We start from the raw sequence: 18,016 nt of genomic DNA, 5'->3' as shown, positions 1-18,016 counted from the left end.
CATTTCTATCTGTCTAAATCGTGTATTTCTCATAGGTTATCAAGCCATTCAAAGCTATATATTTTTCCGGCCTCAACTCCTGGTTGGTTAAACGGATCAATATTTAGGCAATAACCTGTGATAGCTGTCAGGTACTCGAAGAATACAATCAACTTGGCCAAATTTACTTCATTTAGTTTTTCTATTTCAAAAGTAATATGTGGAACTCTTTGTTCTGTTAAAGCTTTTTGAGTTCCGTAGAATTCTGAATCGATTAAATTCTTCAGTGTGTACTTTCCGAGTTTTTGTAATTTCGGATGATTGAATGAATTTCTTAATTCAAAATTGTTTGCGAACTCTTTTACATGGACGAGGATCATTACTTTATTTAACGGGCCTTCCATGAATAATTGCATTTGTGAATGTTGATCAGTAGCACCATAAGAAGGAATTGGAGTTATACCAATTCTTTTTCCATCTTCTTTTTTCTTCCCAAGACTCTCTGCCCATAGTTGTACAAACCAAAATGCAAAGTCTCTCATTTTACTCGAATAAGGCATAATAACAGTTTGGTCATAGCCTTGTTCAAGATGATTTAGAAATGTTGAAGTTACTTCTTTTAGTTCTGATGATTCTTTTAGTGACTGTCCATATTCGAAACCGCTTTTGCAAAGAGCTTGAATATCAATTCCAGCAAAGAGAGCAGGTAATAAGCCTACAGGAGTTAAAACACTAAAACGCCCACCAATATTTGATGGGATTGCCAAAGTTGTAATACCTAGCTCATCTCCAAGATCTCTTAGTTGTGAGTTAGCTGGGTCACTTGCAAATACAAAATAATTTTTTAAATCTTCTTCGGCGACTCCTGACTGTACTAATTCATTTGCAAGAATTGCAAAAGAAGCAAGTGTTTCAGCAGTACCACCAGACTTTGATACAACATAGATTAGAGAGTTCTTTAAATCGATACTATCTAGTAGTTCCTTTGTATCGTCTGGATCAATATTATTAAAGAAATGAAAACGACGTTTCATATCTTTTCTAAGTGCGCTTACTAGCATCTCAGGCCCAAGTGCACTTCCACCAATTCCTACTTGGACAAAGTCACGTCGAGAATTAAATTTAGAAAAGATATCAACACACTGTTGTTGATAATATTCTTCACTTAATTTTGAAACAAATTCAAAACGTGGGTTTGATTGAAAGTTTTCAATTTCCTCTAGAATTTGCTCTGACTTGTCTTTATGTTGAATAAAGGAATTAATTGAAACTTTCATTAGGCTCCGTATTCCTTCTTTAGAAGACGAGAGATAACCACTTTTTGAATTTGGTTTGTTCCTTCAACAATTTGAAGAACTTTTGCATCTCTCATAAATCTCTCGACTGGATACTCTTTTGTATAACCAACTCCACCAAGAATTTGAACAGCATCAGTCGTAACTTTCATTGCTGTATCACTTGCACGCATCTTTGCCATTGAAGCAAGCTTTTGATTTGAAGCTCCGTCATCAATTGATTTTGCAGCAGCTTGAACAAGTAGTCTTGCAGCTTCGACATCACAGGCCATATCGGCCATCATGAACTGTAGTCCTTGGAAGTCAAAGATTGCTTGTTTAAATTGTTGTCTTTCTAGTGAGTATTTAATTGCTTCATCTAGTGCACGTTGAGCACAACCGACAGAGATTGATCCAATTGCGATTCGACCTTTATCAAGCCCACTCATTGCAACTTTGAAACCTTCACCTTCTTTTTGAAGAAGGTTAGCGTCAGGAACAAAACAGTTTTCAAATAGAAGTTCACGAGTAGGTGAGATATTCCATCCCATTTTTCTTTCTTTTTTACCGTATGAGAATCCTTCCATTCCGTCTTCTACGATAAATGCAGAAACACCTTTTGCTCCTTCTCCACCTGTTCTTGCCATTACAATATATGTTTTCGCAATTCCACCTGAAGTGATCCAAAGTTTAGAACCATTTAAAATATAGCCACCTTCAACTTTCTTTGCTGTCGTCTTAAGACCTGCAGCATCTGAACCTGCACCAGACTCTGAAAGAGCAAAAGCTCCAATGGCCTGACCACTAGTTAGTTCTGGAAGGTATTTTTGTTTTTGTTCTTCATTTCCAAAAGTATTTAGAATTGATTGAACCATTGATGAAACAGAAATTGTCACAGCATAGGCCACTGATGACTTTGCAATTTCTTCAAGTGCATAACTATAGTCTTGAACTGGAAGATCAAGTCCACCGTATTCTTCAGAAACAGTCATTCCTGTAAAACCTAGCTCTCCAAGTTCATTGAAGATTTCCATGCGAAACTTTCCTTCGAAATCATCGTGCTCCATATGTGGCTCGATTTTCTCTAGGCGAAAGCGCTTAAGTCCCTCTACAATCTCTTTTTGCATTTCATTCATATCTAAACCCTTAGAATTGTTCAATTAATTATAAAATCTACCTACAGTACCAAATAAATCATAAATGGTTAAATTTTATGAAATTTAATGCCGCTTTCTTGAATTCTTAAACGTAATTACAGTATCTTAGATGATGCAGTGATTAACTAGGTTTTATTTAATGGATTTGTGCGATACAATAGAACAAAGGGTGAAAGCCCCTTCCTAAGCGCATGCAAGGAGAATACAATGAGAAACGACTTCAACCTAGTTCATTCTGAGAATGCAAACGGGAATGCGGAAGAGATTGAGTTAACTAATTCGTTTCCTTATATGCTTCTCATTGCTTCAATGGCCGTAATTACAATCATGCATTTAATTTTATATCCTCTGGCCAAGCAGTTTGCAGCGAGATTCATCGGCTATTAGGTATAACTGCCACAGAATTTAGCCGCCTTAAAACTAGTGTTTTCTACACTAAGTATCTGATTTGATTAATGTCCCAATGAAGTTCTTCGTTAAGTCTCATATCACTTTTATAATTTGATTATGAAAACACTACAAGAATTTAGACCAACTCACAAAAATGTAATTAATAACGGTAAGGCCAAGAAAGCCGGCACGTCTCGTAAGTCAAAGAAGGCTAAAAAGGGGAGCTCTTCTTTTAATCTGACGAACGTGGCCCTTGCTGTTTGTGCAGTTCTTATGGGTGTTGGGCAATATAAAAAGTCTTCAGAAGTAGCAAAGTTAAAAGAAGCGAATGCTTCATTAACTCAAAAGGTTGCTAATCTGCAAATGGACTCGATGAAATATATGGCAGACAAGAAGATTCAAGAGATTTCAAAAGAAACTCTTAAGAGTAAAGTCGCTCATGTGGATTCCTTGAATGCCATTATTGCAAAAAGTAAAACAGATCTAGCAAAAGCTAATCTAGAAATTGAAAGTCTTAAAAATTTAAAAATGTCTGCACTAGAATATAAAACGAAGCTTGCTCAAATTGAAAATGAATACCAGAAACGTTTAGATGAGCACAATAGAGCAAGTACTGAAACGATTACACGAATGGGTCGTAAGATGATGGCAGAAGTTGATAATGCTAAGACGCGAGCACCAGCAAGTGCTACACGTCATGTTGTTCAATTTAAAGGAAATCAGCCAGTGAATGCAAAAGTACTTAGTAATCAGAAAAGAGCTGTTGAGTCTGATGAATGGAGCTCAAATAATATGGAGTTCTAATTACTTTCAAACTTAGCTAATAGCTTCAGGGCCATATCCTTACGGTAAGCAATATCAACAGGAAGGGCCCTAAAATCCAGATTATCAATCGTACTCATAAACTTCTTATATCGCTTAGATAGGTCTTCTCTTGCTTTACCAATAAAAAACACGTCAAGGAACGTGATATTATTACGTGCAATTTCAATCTCTCTCATGCTATTGAAGTAAATCGCCATATTTTCTAAATAGAGTAGAGCAGCAATACTTTGATCTTCATTTGTTGAACTATTTTTTAAGTCACGATCATAGAGAGATTGAATGAAACTTTCAATCGAATTAATATCTATTGGCCTAGCAACAGAAATAATTTGTGTAAGATCACGTCGAAGACATGATTGATACTTTGTTATTTTATCTTGTTGAATGCATTTGTCGTAATCCATTTTATCTATTCTCTCTTGTGCCACCGAAGGGTTAAGGAATAGGTAAGTTGGAATTGTCACTCCTAAGAATACGACAAATACAACGATAAATTTTATAAAGTCTCTAAGTTTATTTTTTGTCATTAAAATATATTCCGAATCCAAATTTGATTTTCGATTTTGGATCTTTAGGTTCTACAACTTTAATAATAACTCTTCTGTTTGGGTTAAAGAAAATTTTATTCTTATTTTTTTCTTTTAGTTTCTCTAACTCTTCTGGAGTTATAAGTGGCTCAGAGTCACCCTTTGTCGTTGCTGCTAGCGTGCTAGGAGGGAAACCAAAGTACTCAAAACGAGAAAGAACTTTAGCTGCTCTTACTGCTCCTAATTGCCAAGGACCTTCGATGCCCGGAGCAATACTTCTCTCATCAGAGTCAGTGTGCCCCTCAATCATAATTCGATAATTAGGATTCTTAGTTCTGATAATATCAATCATTGTATCAAGTGATTGCATACTACTCTTATTAAGCTCTGTACTTCCTTCAGGGAAAAGAATACTACTTGAAAATGATATGATGAGTTCATTATCTACAATGGAAATCTTACTATTCTTCTCTAATTCAGGGTGCTTTGAAATTTCTTCTGTAAGCTCATTAAGCTTAACTTCCGAGCTTTTAAATTTTCCCTTTTGAAAAGAAGTCGAAAGATCCTTAGCCTTTTTGTTGAAACCGACAGGATCATAATTTGCAAATGCCATCATCAGGATGAAGAAACAAGCAATTAGAGTCATCATATCTGCATACGATACTAGCCAACCACTCTCGTCATCTCCGCCGCCCTGATTTTGAACTTTCTTTTTAATTGCCATTATTAACTCGCAGATTTCCAGTCTAATCTTTCATTAGGTGCAAGGAAAGAGTTAAGCTCTTCTGCAACTAGTACTGGATTAGACTTTTCTAGAATATGTTTAATACCTTCAAGAACGATATTGTCTTTAGCTTCCATTTGTCTTTGAATCTCTTCAAGGTTTTCACTAATTGGGATAAATCCAAGGTTTGCAATGATAACTCCATAAAGAGTTGTAATAAGACAAACACCCATGGCCGGTCCAATCATCTTCATAGCATCTGCTCCACCAAGGTTTGCAAGAAGTACGATCATCCCAATTGTTGTCCCCATCATCCCAAAAGCCGGTGGAAATTTTCCAAGAGTTTTAATCTTTCTAGTATCTTCACTTCTAAGCTGATTCATATTGACAGCTCTTTGCTCAAGGATCTCAATAATTTTTTCCTTTTGAAGAAATCCGTCTGCAATTAACTCAAGTCCTTCTTTTAGAAATTCATCGGATGCTTTACCAGGAAGGTTTTCAGCAGCTTCGCCTGAACGATAAGCTTCACAAATTTGCATGATCTCTTTAATAACACCTGGAGAGTCCACCATTTTCCCACCAAGGAATTGTTTGATGAAAATCTTAAGGAGAGCTCCAATTTTATTAAGTTGAAATGCTACTGAAGTCGCAGCAAAAGTTCCTCCAAGTACAATGAAGAGGGAAGGGCCATCGAAGAAAAGTTTTAAGTCACTTGATGACATCCTTAAACCTGCAAAGAGAATTACCGCAGAGAGGACCAAACCAATTAAAGAAAAAATGTTCATTTATTCACCTTTGTAAATATTGATTACCAAAATTTTACTATTTTTAACTACTTAGGTTAATTTCTTCTCAGGTCGACACTTTTTTCCGCCTGAAATTATGCGGCCTCAGATTTCTTAACTTTAAGTTTGTCATGGCATCGGTTGGGGAGCGGTAAGGTTGAACAAATACTAAACTAAATATGCGTTCGGTAATATTTTCCTTTAATTTTAGGCACTTAAAATAATTCTCTTTTTAAACTACAATTTTGAGTGAGAAGCGTAGCGTTATTTTTAATTAATGTAAATAAAATGGGTTATCGAATGAATAGAATTTACTTTCTGTTAGGATGTTTTTTACTTTTTAGTTGTGTTGGAAAGGTTGAGGATGCAAATTCTGAATTAACAAAGGGGATTAATGACGGAGAAACAGTCATTAATTACACTGGTATTCAGGATGCAATGGCCGTTGCACATGATAAAGTTGAAATATATTTTCCACCTTCAAATCTTGATCCTTTAAAAGTTACTTATATCATTAACTACGATGGTGCGATTGCTCCAATTACAGTACCTGGGCGTACTCTTGTTCCTGATTATCGTGGTTTTCTTCGTTACACAGTTACTGGTTTAAATATTAATGAACAATATGTTTTTAACGTTCAGGCTAAAGACGATAAAGGGCAGCAGTCAGTTAATGACGCTTTTAAGTCTGTAGCAACTTATTCAAATCAAACAGCTAACTTTACTGGTATTGGTAGCATTAAAAATCTGTCAGGTGGAGCTTCGAAAAACTCTCTATTAATTGAATGGCCAGCGGCAGAGAGAACTGGTGGATACATTCCTGAAGATTCGGATGTTTCAAAGTATGAAGTTGTTTTAATTAATTCTGATACAGCAACACCAGTTGCGTTCGACGACACTTCATTTACAGCACCAACTCGTATTGTAAACTATGTTGATGGAAAAAAGATTTCTCAACAGGTAAATGGTCTTCTTCCAGGTACAACTTATTATGTGAGAGTTAGAGGTATTCACCACGGATTTAGTAAATTTAGTTCTGATCCAAGTTATTATTATGAAAAGAATAATAACTACCTATCAGCTACTACACTAAGTGATAGCGTGGGGGACATACAAGTTGATCTAGATTCTTTTGAAGTAACAACTCCTAGTAATAGTACTGGAAAAACCTCTCTTGATTTAAGTTGGGCAACAGGGATCGGAGCAATCGATCATTACCGAATCTACTATAAAGAAAATGGAACAGGTGAGGCGTGGTCGACATATAAGAATAGTCGCGATGATATTTGTAATGGTCAGGAAACGACAGATCCGGCTTACTTTTGTAAGCAAGTTACATACGAGGATAGTAAGTCAAAGCTTGTTGAGCTAGAGCCTTATACTTCTTATGAAGTATATCTTATTATGTGTTTAGATTCTTTATGTTCTCCGGGTAAGTCAATTATATATAATTCTCCGAACGTTTATCGTACAAGCCCTCCGCTTGTGAGCTTCTCAGGAATTACTGAAATTAATAATCCACGATACCATTGGGCCCTTAACGAAATCTACTTAAGCTTTGAACCTGTAGATCTAGCTAGTGGTGTAATTGATGGGATGTTAATTGAAGTAAAAGGGAGAAGTACTGGTGAGCCATTTATTGATACATTCATTAACTTTCCAGATGGTAATAACCCTACATCGCTAAATCCATCAACTCTCGATTTTACTAATGGAACAGAAGTTTCAATTAGAGGGATCGACATTAACTCGACTGAAGAGTACTGCTTTGCTTTATTACCATTCGTTTACGTTGGTGACGTTGTTACACCTAACCGTGACTCAGAAGTAGTTAGCTGTATTGTTCCGCAGGTAATGACTCCTACATATGAAGACTTTACTGGAATCAGTTCTTTATATTTTGATAGTTCAAATAATTCCGCAGCAATTTCATGGACTCCTCCTGAAGAGGGTGTCTACGACCGATATGTTGTCTTTATGAAGACAACCACTGGAACTTTTAGTTTTAGTGATGCTGTAAATGGGAATAATGATTACTTAAGATTTGAGGCCGAAGAGAATGCTGTTGGTATAACAATTCCTTTTATTCCGCCTGGGACATATTACTTTGGTGCACTAACTTATCTGTACCAAGAAGACAAATACTCTGAATATAACAATAGTATTCAAACACTGGTGGTTGAGTAATTTATGAAATTTCTATCTATTGTACTAAGTTTATTATTACTTGCTGGTTGTGTTGGAAAAGTAGAAGACGCTAATCTTGAAAAAGCAAGAAACGCTGAAAGTGGTAGGCAGACATTTCAATTTGCCGGTATTTCAAAAGTCATACCAATTTCAAATGATAAGATTGAAGTTTATTTCTTTCCTGCGACTGGACCTGCTTCTGAATTAACTTATCTTATTAAAGTTAACGATGCGACGATTCCTATTGAAGTTAAAGCCGACTCTTTATCAGTTAATGATGAAGGGATGTATCGTTTCACTGTAAGAAACTTAAATGTAAACACTGAATATACATTTTCTGTTGGTGTAAGAGACGGAAGTACTGGAAGTCAGAGTGAGAACGATGCAACATTAAGTGCTAAAACATTTTCAAATTTTACTGCGGACTTCGCTGGTATTTCGAGTGTTGAGCCATTGGTAGGTGCTGCTGGCCAAAATACTGTTCTTGTAAAATGGGTACCAGCTGTGACTCTAGGATCAACTTATAATCCTATGCCTAACGATCCAATCGCTTATGAGGTTTCATACATCGCTGCTGATGATGGAACAATTTCGGACTTATTTAATAATACACATCCTGCGATTCAAAGAGATCTAAAGCCTGGTGAAGTAACGGCTTCAACAGGTGGAACAACTGAAAGAGAAAGACAAGTTACGGGATTAATGCCTGGCAAGCAGTATTATTTCAGAGTTAGATCTATTCATAAGAGTTACGGTATTTATCAAGATACACAAGGTTATCGTTTTGAAGAAAATAATAAAATTATTTCTGTTACTACTTTAGGTTCAGGAGGGCTTTTTGACTGGGATACCCTATCTCTAAGAGCAACAACACCAGACAAGAATCTAGGTCTAACTTCAATTGATTTAACTTGGGCCCCTGCAGTAGGGCCATTTGAAAATTATAGAATTTATAATTATAAACTTGGTGAAGCCGAGGAAGACGTTGATCTTGTAAGAGCAAGAATTCCTGAAGAAATTGATGCTTCAATTATTGATCCTCTTAACTTGGCCGGTGATTATAGAACAGCTAATGCAGAAGAATTTTCAAAAAGGATAGGGAGTTTAGAAGAGTATGATTACTACCTAACTTTTGCGATTGCTTGTCGAACTCTAACATGTGGTGATGGTGAAAGAATAATTGGAAAACCTGTTTTCTATCGTGCAATTCCAAAGCTTGCTTCTTTTTCTGGAATTTTAGGGATTCAGAGTCCACAAGATATTAACAACCTAAATCAAATTACAATTAATTTTGATCCACCTGTTATTGAAACAGGGTTTCTTAATGGATTTGATATTTACTGTTATGAGGGTGAAGGTGATGCTAGTCCAACGCTTTTGAATTTTAATGTTGCAAATGCAAGTGGTAAGGCATCGTGTGATGGACTTATCAGATTAGATGATAACCCAGGAGACTATGCAGGATTTGGTGCATATACAAGTGTACGTATCCAAGGAAACTTTTTTGGGGCCGGGGATACTGTTGCTGATAAAGAATATTGTTTTGCGGCCGTTCCTAGTGTTACAGGAAATAACTTTTCACTTAATGATGTTGATAACGCGATCGTAAAGTGTATTACTCCAATTGTTAAGGTTCCTACTGTGGAACAATTTCCTGGTGTAATTAATGCATGTAACACTGGTGCCGATTACATTACAGTAAGCTGGGATGCTCCTACTGGTGGTATCTATGACAAGTATGCTGTTTTCTATAAAGAAAAAGATGGGAAAGTATTTAAGTATACAGATGCTCTAGCAAATGACCCTGCCTATACTAGAGTTGATAACATTGTTGCGACAACTTATACATATACAATTCCATCTCTTGTTCCAGGTAAGATTTATCAATTTGGTGTTCTTCCTTATATTGACGGAGCATCTCCGATTTATGCAGATATCAATACTGGATTAGGTGAGTGTAAGATTGAAGTACCTAAGCCAAGATTTGAAGAGTGGGTTGATATTTTTGCCATTGGTCCTAAAGCAAATGGAATGGTTACTCCAACGGGACCTGATCGTAAAAAAGACTATATTTTAGAAACATTAAATGATAGTGGACAACCAATTGAAGTAGAAGTAGATCCTGCTACACTAGCTCCTACAAGTGGTTTTGAAGATCAATTTGGTATTGCAAATGGTAGTACTCAATTTAGTGGTGCTTATGGATCTAAAGATGGAGTGACAACAAACTCACTACATCAATACTCGAACTCTGGTATCATTCGTATCGCTTGGAAGGATGTAACGTTTACAAGTGGAACACTTTCGATGCAAACTTTCATAGATGCCTATGAAACTGGTTTACAAAAGAAAGATCATAAAATTGGATATCGTGTTTATCGCTCTGATGATAATAAAATCACTTGGAAAGATATCACAAGTGGTGACTTTGATTACCAAACTCTGACGAATAAAGGTTTACTTCACCCAGTTGATTACACAGAAAGAAGTCGTACTAATGAGGTACTTGAAACATATCGTGCCGTGATGTTTACAGACTATTCTGTAAAGCATATTCAAGCGGGTGATGACTTTAATCACGCTCGTGTTTACTACTATAAAGTCGTTCCAGTTTTTAGAGGAGTTGAGCTCGAGTATGAAAGAGAGACAACTAACCCTCAGCATATTATTAAGGTTGTCCTTCCTCCTGAAAATATGGCCCTTGTTCATCGTTTTATGGCAAACCGTCAGCAATGTCGTGAACTTGGAAAGGTTCATTCAAGAGATATTAGCCAGAAATATACTTGTTCTTGGAATGGGGTTGGGGCCAGAGGTCTAACATCTCCATGGATTAAAGGTTCAACAGTTTATGATTTTGGTCCAAGTATGCTAATTGACCGTTTTGAGCTAGGTTGTAATTTTACGAGAGGGGATTACGCATATGAAAGAAGTAATTTCTCTGGAACAATTCCTAATTTTACAGGTTCTAATGATCTAGGTTCTGGTTTTGTGGGTTGCTTTAACGGAAATTCTCCGGGGTACACTTCTGGTGTTAATCACCCAAATACTGGCGAGTCTTATACAGATCGTAGTCAACTTCGTGTAGGTGATTGCTTTGGTGAAGATACAGCTTCAATTGCAATTACAAGTACTACATGTAGCGATCCGGATACTGCTGATCGTAGAGATTTTGTTGCACCAGGAGTTAGTGGTGATTTTACTGATTGTACTGATCCGGCCAATATTGCGACAAACTTCTTTAATCCTTATGGAGGAAATGGAAGTTATGCTTCTTATAATGTGCAAAGTGAGTTTGCGGCAGTTTACTACTCTCGTAATGCTTTAAAGACTTATGAAGATCGTATTAGTCATGGTTACTACAGAGGAGCTGGTGGTGCCGCCCTTGCTGATGGTAATAACCTGAGAAATAAAAACACACTTGGACCATCTCGTTGTATGATTAATATTCCTGTTTCGGATTCAACTGACGGTGATAAGCTTAAGCCGAGATGGCTTGCTGTTAATAATCTTTCAACACTTGCTCATGGGGTAGATGATGTCGACATTCTTGATATGTCGATGAATGATATTCTTACTAATAATAAGTTATTTGATTCAGGAATTAATGCAACTCCTAGTCCTGCTTATACAAATGTCGATACATCACCACGCTATCGTGGAGATACAAAACTATCTCGTGTTTTCTCTTCTAATGATTCAAAGCTTCCTCCATTAACGGGGCTTAGTCAGACGCAGGCCAATCGTGTTTGTAATTCATATGAAGTAAAGATTGGAACATATGATGATGACGCAGAAGAATTTAAGCAAATTGGCCCGGTAAGAGAAAAGAGGCTTATGCGTCGTGGAGAAGGGATTACGGCAAGTCGTTATCCTAAAGATTTTGATGAAGCAGCTGTAGCAGAAGTTGAGACAGGAACAAGAAATGATGCTCCTGTAACAAGTGGTGTGAATTTTCAAAATTCATGTAACGTCTACGATAGAGATGTTATCAGTGGAGCAGCGACAAATCAGCAAAGGTCAGGTGATCGCCTAATGATCAATATGCCAAGTAGTTATCAGGGAACAGTGACGACTCCGCGTCGTGTACCATTTATTACTGGCTCAAGTTTCTATGATAATGGTGGGGCACAATTTACGACTCAAGCTTGTACATCTCGCTTTGGTGTCCAAGATATTATTGGAAATAAGGCGGAAATTTCATCAGAACAAATCTTTTGTGGTTTTGATAGTGAAAAGCTAATGCTTGGAGCAGGACTTGCTTCAAACTCTGTTGAGGTGCCAAATGGTGCTAACTATCTTAATACTTTAATTTCTTGGGTTATGTCTGATACTGATACTGGGCGTTGTTCATTTGTTGAACCAGGTGGTGCAAGAGGTGGTAACTATCTTGTAAACGGTGCCTTTACACCTATCTTTGACCTATTTGGAAACGTGAATACGGGAGTTGCAGAATCTGTAAACTCATTGGACCCAGGAAGTGTTAGTTATTATAGAAATGGTGACGGGTTCTTCTTAGACTTTGGGCAAGATAATTTTGCGCCTAAGCTTTCAATTAATGACACTCTGGCCATTAAGTGGGATCAGGATGTTATTAATCGTGCACAAGATATCTCAACAGACCCTCGTCGTGGCCGCTACTTTAACCCAATTCTAGGTTTACCGCTGGAATGTCAGGGAAGTTTATGTTCTGAGAGTTTGGATAATATGTCGATCTCTCTTGAAACTTTTGTAACGGACTTTAGTCTTGATCCATCATCAATGGATATTCCAAATTTCCCTGTTGGTGATAGTCAGATTTTTTCGGATGGGATGTCTGAAATTTCAATTGCTCGTAACCGTTATATTTCTCCTGCAAGTAGAGAGTATTTCTACGACTTTGTTGAATCTGTTGACCCAGCAACGGATACATATGCCACATATTCAAGCACACACGCTGGAGCGCTAAAGTCATCTCTTGATAATGATGGAACTGCGGTTGACTACGTAAGATGGAGCCTTTCTCGAGAAACTCCTATCTATATGCTGAATTTTGGAGAATCGAACACTAAGAGTAGTGGTCGTTATTCAGCAAGATTTAATGCTAGAAACGAATATGATCAGATGAGAAATGAGTATGCAGCAGTAAGGTGTGTTGTGCGCATCGAAGATGAGTCTTATCAATAAGGTAGAATAAATGAAGAAGTACGTTTGGTTGATCTTATTCTTTATAACAATTATCTCGTGTACTCCGGTGGAGAAGGCAGATGAGACAGCTGAAATTTTAAATGATGGTGTTGACGGTACGGTTGAATTTTCAGTCGTTGGAGATCTTGATAGAGGGGAGTTCCTACTTGGCGGACTCGGTGACGAAATTCTTATAAGAGTTAAGAATAATACTGGTTATAATTTAAGTGATGCTCAATTACTTATAGATCAAACCTCATCTGCTGGAGTTAAATTCTTTCCTGACGAAGCAGGGGAATCAGAAAGTCCAGGCTTTGGTGGAGATTGTGGTCTCGTTATTGCTTCTAAAGCAACTTGTTATTATAAGTTAAGATATGAAGCTCGTACTTCAGGTATTCACACGCAAGATCTTCAATTTAACTACAAAACTCTAATCGATAATTTTTCGAAGTCAACTCAGTTAAAGTTCTTAACAGGAACTCCAGCATCATTAGTATTTGAAGAGGAGACGATTAATTATTCATTCGGTGTTGTTGAAAGAACAGAGCCAAAAGTATTCTCCCAAAGACTTGTTGTCGTAAACACGGGAGAATTAAGGGCCCGTAATATCACAATGACAAAGCTTGATAACACGACTTCAAATGCGATCAGTATTGTTTCAAATACATGTGGAACTGTACTCTTACAAAATGAAACTTGTGAACTTCTTGTTGAATTTGAGGCAAAGAATTATGGTGTTGGTGCACCTGATGGCAATGTTGATGTTGATTACAATTCAAATATTAGATTTGACTATGGCCGTGACCCTGAGGGTGGTGTTAATGCCCTTAACGTTTACTTTGATGCTAAGTCAATTCGAATTGAAGGTGATATTCAAATCGGTGGTCTTCCTAACTTAAGTTTTGATGATCTTGTTGTAGGGAATATCGATACTCAAACATTAAAAGTATCAAATAAGGGATACAAAGAGGCGATTGTTCTAAGTATTGACGTAAGAAATGCTGCAAATACGCTCGTTGCACGTTGTTTAAGAGACGAAAGTACTGGTGGCGATAATCTCGTATGTCGCGATCCTTCAGGAGATTTAACGAGTAGTGCAAGTGATCTTCCACTGACAACAATTCCTTTTAAATTCTTCGATTCAAGTAAGTGTTTTATTGATGTAAATGATTTTAACTATATTCGTGGTGAAGATGGTCGAATTACAAATACAGCATTAAAGCAAGTTGCTGGTAGAACGATTGCTGATCCAGGTGGATCTTGTTTCTTTAATGTTACTTTTCATCCTAGTGTGCAGTTTGAAGCTGATGGTAATTTTAATAACTACCGCTTTAATGTTCGCTATGATTCAACATGGAAAGATAATGTCGTTATTAAAAATGACTTAGATGCTGACGAAAATAATTATATTGTTGAGGATGCTAACTACTTAGCTGCGGCTAAATTAAGCTTTAATGTAATTGAGTATAAGAATACAACATATACTAATACAGATACCGTTGATAACGATCTATTTGATTATGACTTAGGTCGAATCTCTCTAATTGCAAATTCAAATTATAAAGAAAGACTTAGAATCAGAGTGAATAATAGTGGATCAACTTCTGGTGAGGTCGTAAGTATTACAGACGGAGCTCAACCTACTGCTAATGTTATTACAGAAACAAGTTATAATATTAATAACTATTACCAAAACGTGAAAAACTCTGGGTGTGACTACCTAAATCCATATAATGGGCAATGTGATATCTTATTTGATCTAAATCCAATTGTATCAACAAACCCAGATAGTACAGCGGCTGAGAATGAAGAAAACTCAGCAATGTACGATGTACTAGAAGCTTATCCAAATCGTTACAAAATTTTCAGAATCAAATACAAAGATGGGACAACTTATAATGATGATATGTCTCCCCGCACTGATCGTGAAATTGAAATGAAGATGCGTGGCCTTCTCGTTAGAAAAGGATTCCTCTCTTATTCTGATTTTACAATGACAGAAGGGATTACAACTCCTCCTGTTACAGCTAATGAAACACGTTACTTCCATTTAAAATTAGAAAATGTTGGTACAGGTGGTATTACATACATTAATTTGAACACTCCTCTAGTTTTTCCAGGGACTTTCTTTTGGGCCCCTGATGCAAGTACACCTTTATTTGGAGGTGAAATTGTTAATAACCCAAGCTCTGCACTTGTGGCAGGTGTTGATAAGGATTGCTATGACGTTATGGACTTTGGTGGCGCGATGGGGCCAGTATCAACTTCACCAGGGACAAATGCACCTTCACTTCTTGCTCCTGGAGAGGTTTGTAGTTTAACAATTGAATTGGAAAAGCTCTCAAATGATAAAAGAGAAGATAGTTATTACACTACGAACGACCGCAGGTGGCAACGTCACTTTTCTGCGCCTTTAAATGGATCACATGCGCTAAGAGAATATAGTAGTGGAATGATGGTTCAAGATTTCTTCAATTTTGGGTATTTCGATGGAGATGGGATTGCGGATGCCGGTACTGGATACACTCCTGAATTAGATGGGCACGGTGGATACTATATGACTCAAGATTATCCTGTTGCTATAAACTCAAGAAGATCAGCAGCACTTGTACCAGAAGGGGCGCAACCGATGATTAGTGCGGTTTTATGGCGTCAACAAGTAAATATCCCTTCTCATTCTCCTTTGGCCGGAGAATGGGGACAAAGTTTTGGAAGTTACACAATTCCAGCTATGTATCGAGATCTTGCAAAAGGTACTGCTGTAGAGCCTATTACTTATGCACCTACAAAGTCTGTTAATAGAATTGCTCCGTATCGTGATACAACTTATGACTATGTTTATTATGCAGGAACTTTTTATGCTGGAGATACAGTAACATTACCATTTCAACTTTATAATGCTGGAGAAAAACAAGCTTCTTCATTATCTCAAATGTTAAATGGTGACAGTGAATTCTCTGTTACGTCAATGCCTGGGAATGTTGGACAAGCATCTTTGGCAAATATTGAACTAGGATTTGCTCCTACTGTACAAGGAACATTTCAGACTGAATTAGAAATTCAATATAGAGATGGATCTCAAACTCTTACTAATCGTGATACTTATGCTTACACAAATAATATTAAGTCTCTACGTATTCTAGTTGTTGCAGAAGCAGTAGCTGCAAATACAGGAAGACTTTCTATGAAGTCTCAAAAGTATACTGTTGAATATGATGAGCTGACTAATTCACATACTGAAACCCTAGATGTCACTGAAACAACTCATAACCTTGAAATGAATGGCTATGATGTTGCAACAACCGTAGGGGTGGAAGCCGTTAGAGGTTCAAATGTTTATGCAAAAACTCGTCTCGTTTTCACAAACGAAGGAACTACAACAGTTAATAATGTGAAATTTAACTTAAAGACATCTCTTCTTGGGGCCATCCATGATAATAATGGTGCAGGTGTGGGATATTCTCTTGAGTCAGTAAATTGTGGAGCAACCTTAGCTCCTGGAGCATCTTGTTTTGCAGATGTTAAGCATAAGGCCAGTATTGCTGAGTTACCTTTGACTACTCGCTACGGTATTCTCTCTTATGATATTGGTACAGATCAGTACTATGCAGAATCGTTTAGAATTCAATTTACTGCAGTTGATCCGGCCAAAGTTGCGGCAGGGAATTTAATTACAAATAATATTAGTGACGGATCAGGTGGAACAATTCCTAATGCTTACTTTATTGATATTGGAACTTATGCGAATCCTGCGCACCCGATTCTTTCTTCTTATCCAAGTGGATCACTGATTAAGAATATTAATCTTAATAATCCAAGTGATGAGAAAGCAAGTTTCTTGAAAGAGTATAGAGAGTATGTTGGTAATCAAAGTGCGACAATTCCTGCAGGTGACTTTCATACAGTCTATAACCAAGGCTTCATTCAGGTTGAGTTAAATCGACCTTGTTTCTTTGGTGATGATGAAGGGGGAGGTCTTCCAGAGGAAGAGTGGGGTTTCAATGTCAATACGACTAGTACTTGTACGATGAGAGTAACATTCACGTTCGATGAAACATACCTTGGTGAATACGTCGATGAAAGTCAAAACTATGCTATTTTAAAATACTACGATAGTAAGAGGGCATCAGTTTCGACACTGCCGATTTATGTAAAAGGTTTTATTGAACCAAACCGTTCAAATGCAATGACAAATGAAATCTTTAATGTTGAAACAGATGATACAGGAAGAGTTTATTTAGAATGGGTTGATTTTTCACCAATCAATAATGACTGGGGACCAATTATCTCTTATCGCGTTTACTATAGTGAGTTTGAAAGTAGTTTAAATGATTTATATAACTCAACTGGTTTAACTTTTGTTGAAACTGCAGGTGTTACACCGAATGTTGAAATCACAGGACTGCTACAAAATAGATTTTATTATTTAAGAGTTGTTGCTGTTAGAGAAACTTCATCAGGTAAACAATATCTTTCTATGCCTAATGGATTTACGACGAAAGAAGTAGTCATACCTAACGAGACTGCAATTTATGATTACTCGAGAAGATTAATTATAGATAAATTTGCTCTTCCTGAAGGATCTGGTTCTCCTACTTTTATTACAAAATCAGAGGCCATTGAAAATTGTGAGGGATCAACTCGCACAATTAGAAAAGAGGGTGGTAACAGAACTAGAGCAAAAGAGCTTATTGACTTAAATGACTATTACTTAATTAATGCTGACGATACTAATAGTGATTATCCTTTCTTTGCATTCCCACACTGGTTGGCCGACGCACCAGAGGATATTGCACCATTATTTCCTGGCTTTAGTTGTGATTTAACAAATATGCACAATGAAGCTGATAGCATTATGTTTATTAAGAGCTGTGATAATTGTACTTGTAATAGTTTGTCTAAGATTGTTGGTGGGGAAGACTTTCCACTAGATACAATTATTTATGCTTATGATGACTTTAGTGGTGCAGCTAGATGTCGTGTTTCTCAAGATGATTTTTAAAAA

10 protein-coding genes are annotated in these 18,016 nt (G+C 36.9%); 5 read left to right on the top strand and 5 right to left on the bottom strand.

Annotated elements, in window-relative coordinates; genetic code table 11:
* Positions 1-29 precede the first annotated feature (29 nt).
* Positions 30-1,256 carry a hypothetical protein gene (locus ACMAYL_RS06505; protein ID WP_412470889.1) on the bottom strand — a complete coding sequence of 409 codons (1,227 nt, stop codon included), beginning with the start codon at positions 1,254-1,256 and terminating at the stop codon, positions 30-32.
* On the bottom strand, positions 1,256-2,389 hold the full coding sequence (locus ACMAYL_RS06500) for an acyl-CoA dehydrogenase family protein (protein WP_103216339.1): 1,134 nt from the start codon (positions 2,387-2,389) through the stop codon (positions 1,256-1,258). The genes ACMAYL_RS06505 and ACMAYL_RS06500 overlap by 1 nt, the downstream gene beginning before the upstream one ends.
* A gap of 228 nt (positions 2,390-2,617) precedes the next feature.
* Here ACMAYL_RS06500 and ACMAYL_RS06495 point away from each other — a divergent pair, with 228 nt between their 5' ends.
* The gene (locus ACMAYL_RS06495) at positions 2,618-2,797 is read left to right on the top strand and encodes a hypothetical protein (RefSeq protein WP_103216340.1); all 180 of its coding nucleotides are present in this window, start codon (positions 2,618-2,620) and stop codon (positions 2,795-2,797) included.
* 120 nt (positions 2,798-2,917) lie between these two features.
* On the top strand, positions 2,918-3,604 hold the full coding sequence (locus tag ACMAYL_RS06490; RefSeq protein WP_146037734.1) for a hypothetical protein: 687 nt from the start codon (positions 2,918-2,920) through the stop codon (positions 3,602-3,604).
* On the opposite strand, the gene ACMAYL_RS06485 is transcribed toward ACMAYL_RS06490, so the two are convergent.
* Genes ACMAYL_RS06485 through ACMAYL_RS06475 form a run of 3 tightly spaced genes read right to left on the bottom strand, consistent with a single transcriptional unit; the run spans position 3,601 to position 5,661 of the window.
* Positions 3,601-4,152: a hypothetical protein gene (locus ACMAYL_RS06485; protein WP_412470888.1), complete on the bottom strand. Its 552-nt coding sequence runs from the start codon at positions 4,150-4,152 to the stop codon at positions 3,601-3,603. The two genes, ACMAYL_RS06490 and ACMAYL_RS06485, sit on opposite strands and share 4 nt — an antisense overlap.
* A complete protein-coding gene (locus ACMAYL_RS06480; protein WP_103216343.1) occupies positions 4,139-4,876 on the bottom strand; it encodes a flagellar motor protein MotB in 738 nt (245 codons plus the stop codon). The genes ACMAYL_RS06485 and ACMAYL_RS06480 overlap by 14 nt, the downstream gene beginning before the upstream one ends.
* 2 nt (positions 4,877-4,878) lie before the next feature.
* On the bottom strand, positions 4,879-5,661 hold the full coding sequence (locus ACMAYL_RS06475; protein WP_103216344.1) for a motility protein A: 783 nt from the start codon (positions 5,659-5,661) through the stop codon (positions 4,879-4,881).
* Positions 5,662-5,961: 300 nt separating this feature from the next.
* Here ACMAYL_RS06475 and ACMAYL_RS06470 point away from each other — a divergent pair, with 300 nt between their 5' ends.
* The 3 genes from ACMAYL_RS06470 to ACMAYL_RS06460 are packed head-to-tail and all read left to right on the top strand — an operon-like array spanning position 5,962 to position 18,013.
* Positions 5,962-7,848 carry a hypothetical protein gene (locus ACMAYL_RS06470; RefSeq protein WP_392990892.1) on the top strand — a complete coding sequence of 629 codons (1,887 nt, stop codon included), beginning with the start codon at positions 5,962-5,964 and terminating at the stop codon, positions 7,846-7,848.
* 3 nt (positions 7,849-7,851) lie between these two features.
* On the top strand, positions 7,852-13,011 hold the full coding sequence (locus ACMAYL_RS06465; protein WP_412469898.1) for a fibronectin type III domain-containing protein: 5,160 nt from the start codon (positions 7,852-7,854) through the stop codon (positions 13,009-13,011).
* A gap of 10 nt (positions 13,012-13,021) precedes the next feature.
* Entirely contained in the window at positions 13,022-18,013 is a 4,992-nt protein-coding gene (locus ACMAYL_RS06460; RefSeq protein WP_412470887.1) for a fibronectin type III domain-containing protein, read from the top strand.
* The last annotated feature ends 3 nt before the right edge of the window (positions 18,014-18,016 follow it).

Source organism: Halobacteriovorax sp. RT-2-4, from assembly GCF_047085445.1.
Classification (GTDB): domain Bacteria; phylum Bdellovibrionota; class Bacteriovoracia; order Bacteriovoracales; family Bacteriovoracaceae; genus Halobacteriovorax_A.
Note: the sequence above shows the minus strand (reverse complement) of the source record. Positions and strands in the feature narration are given on the sequence as shown.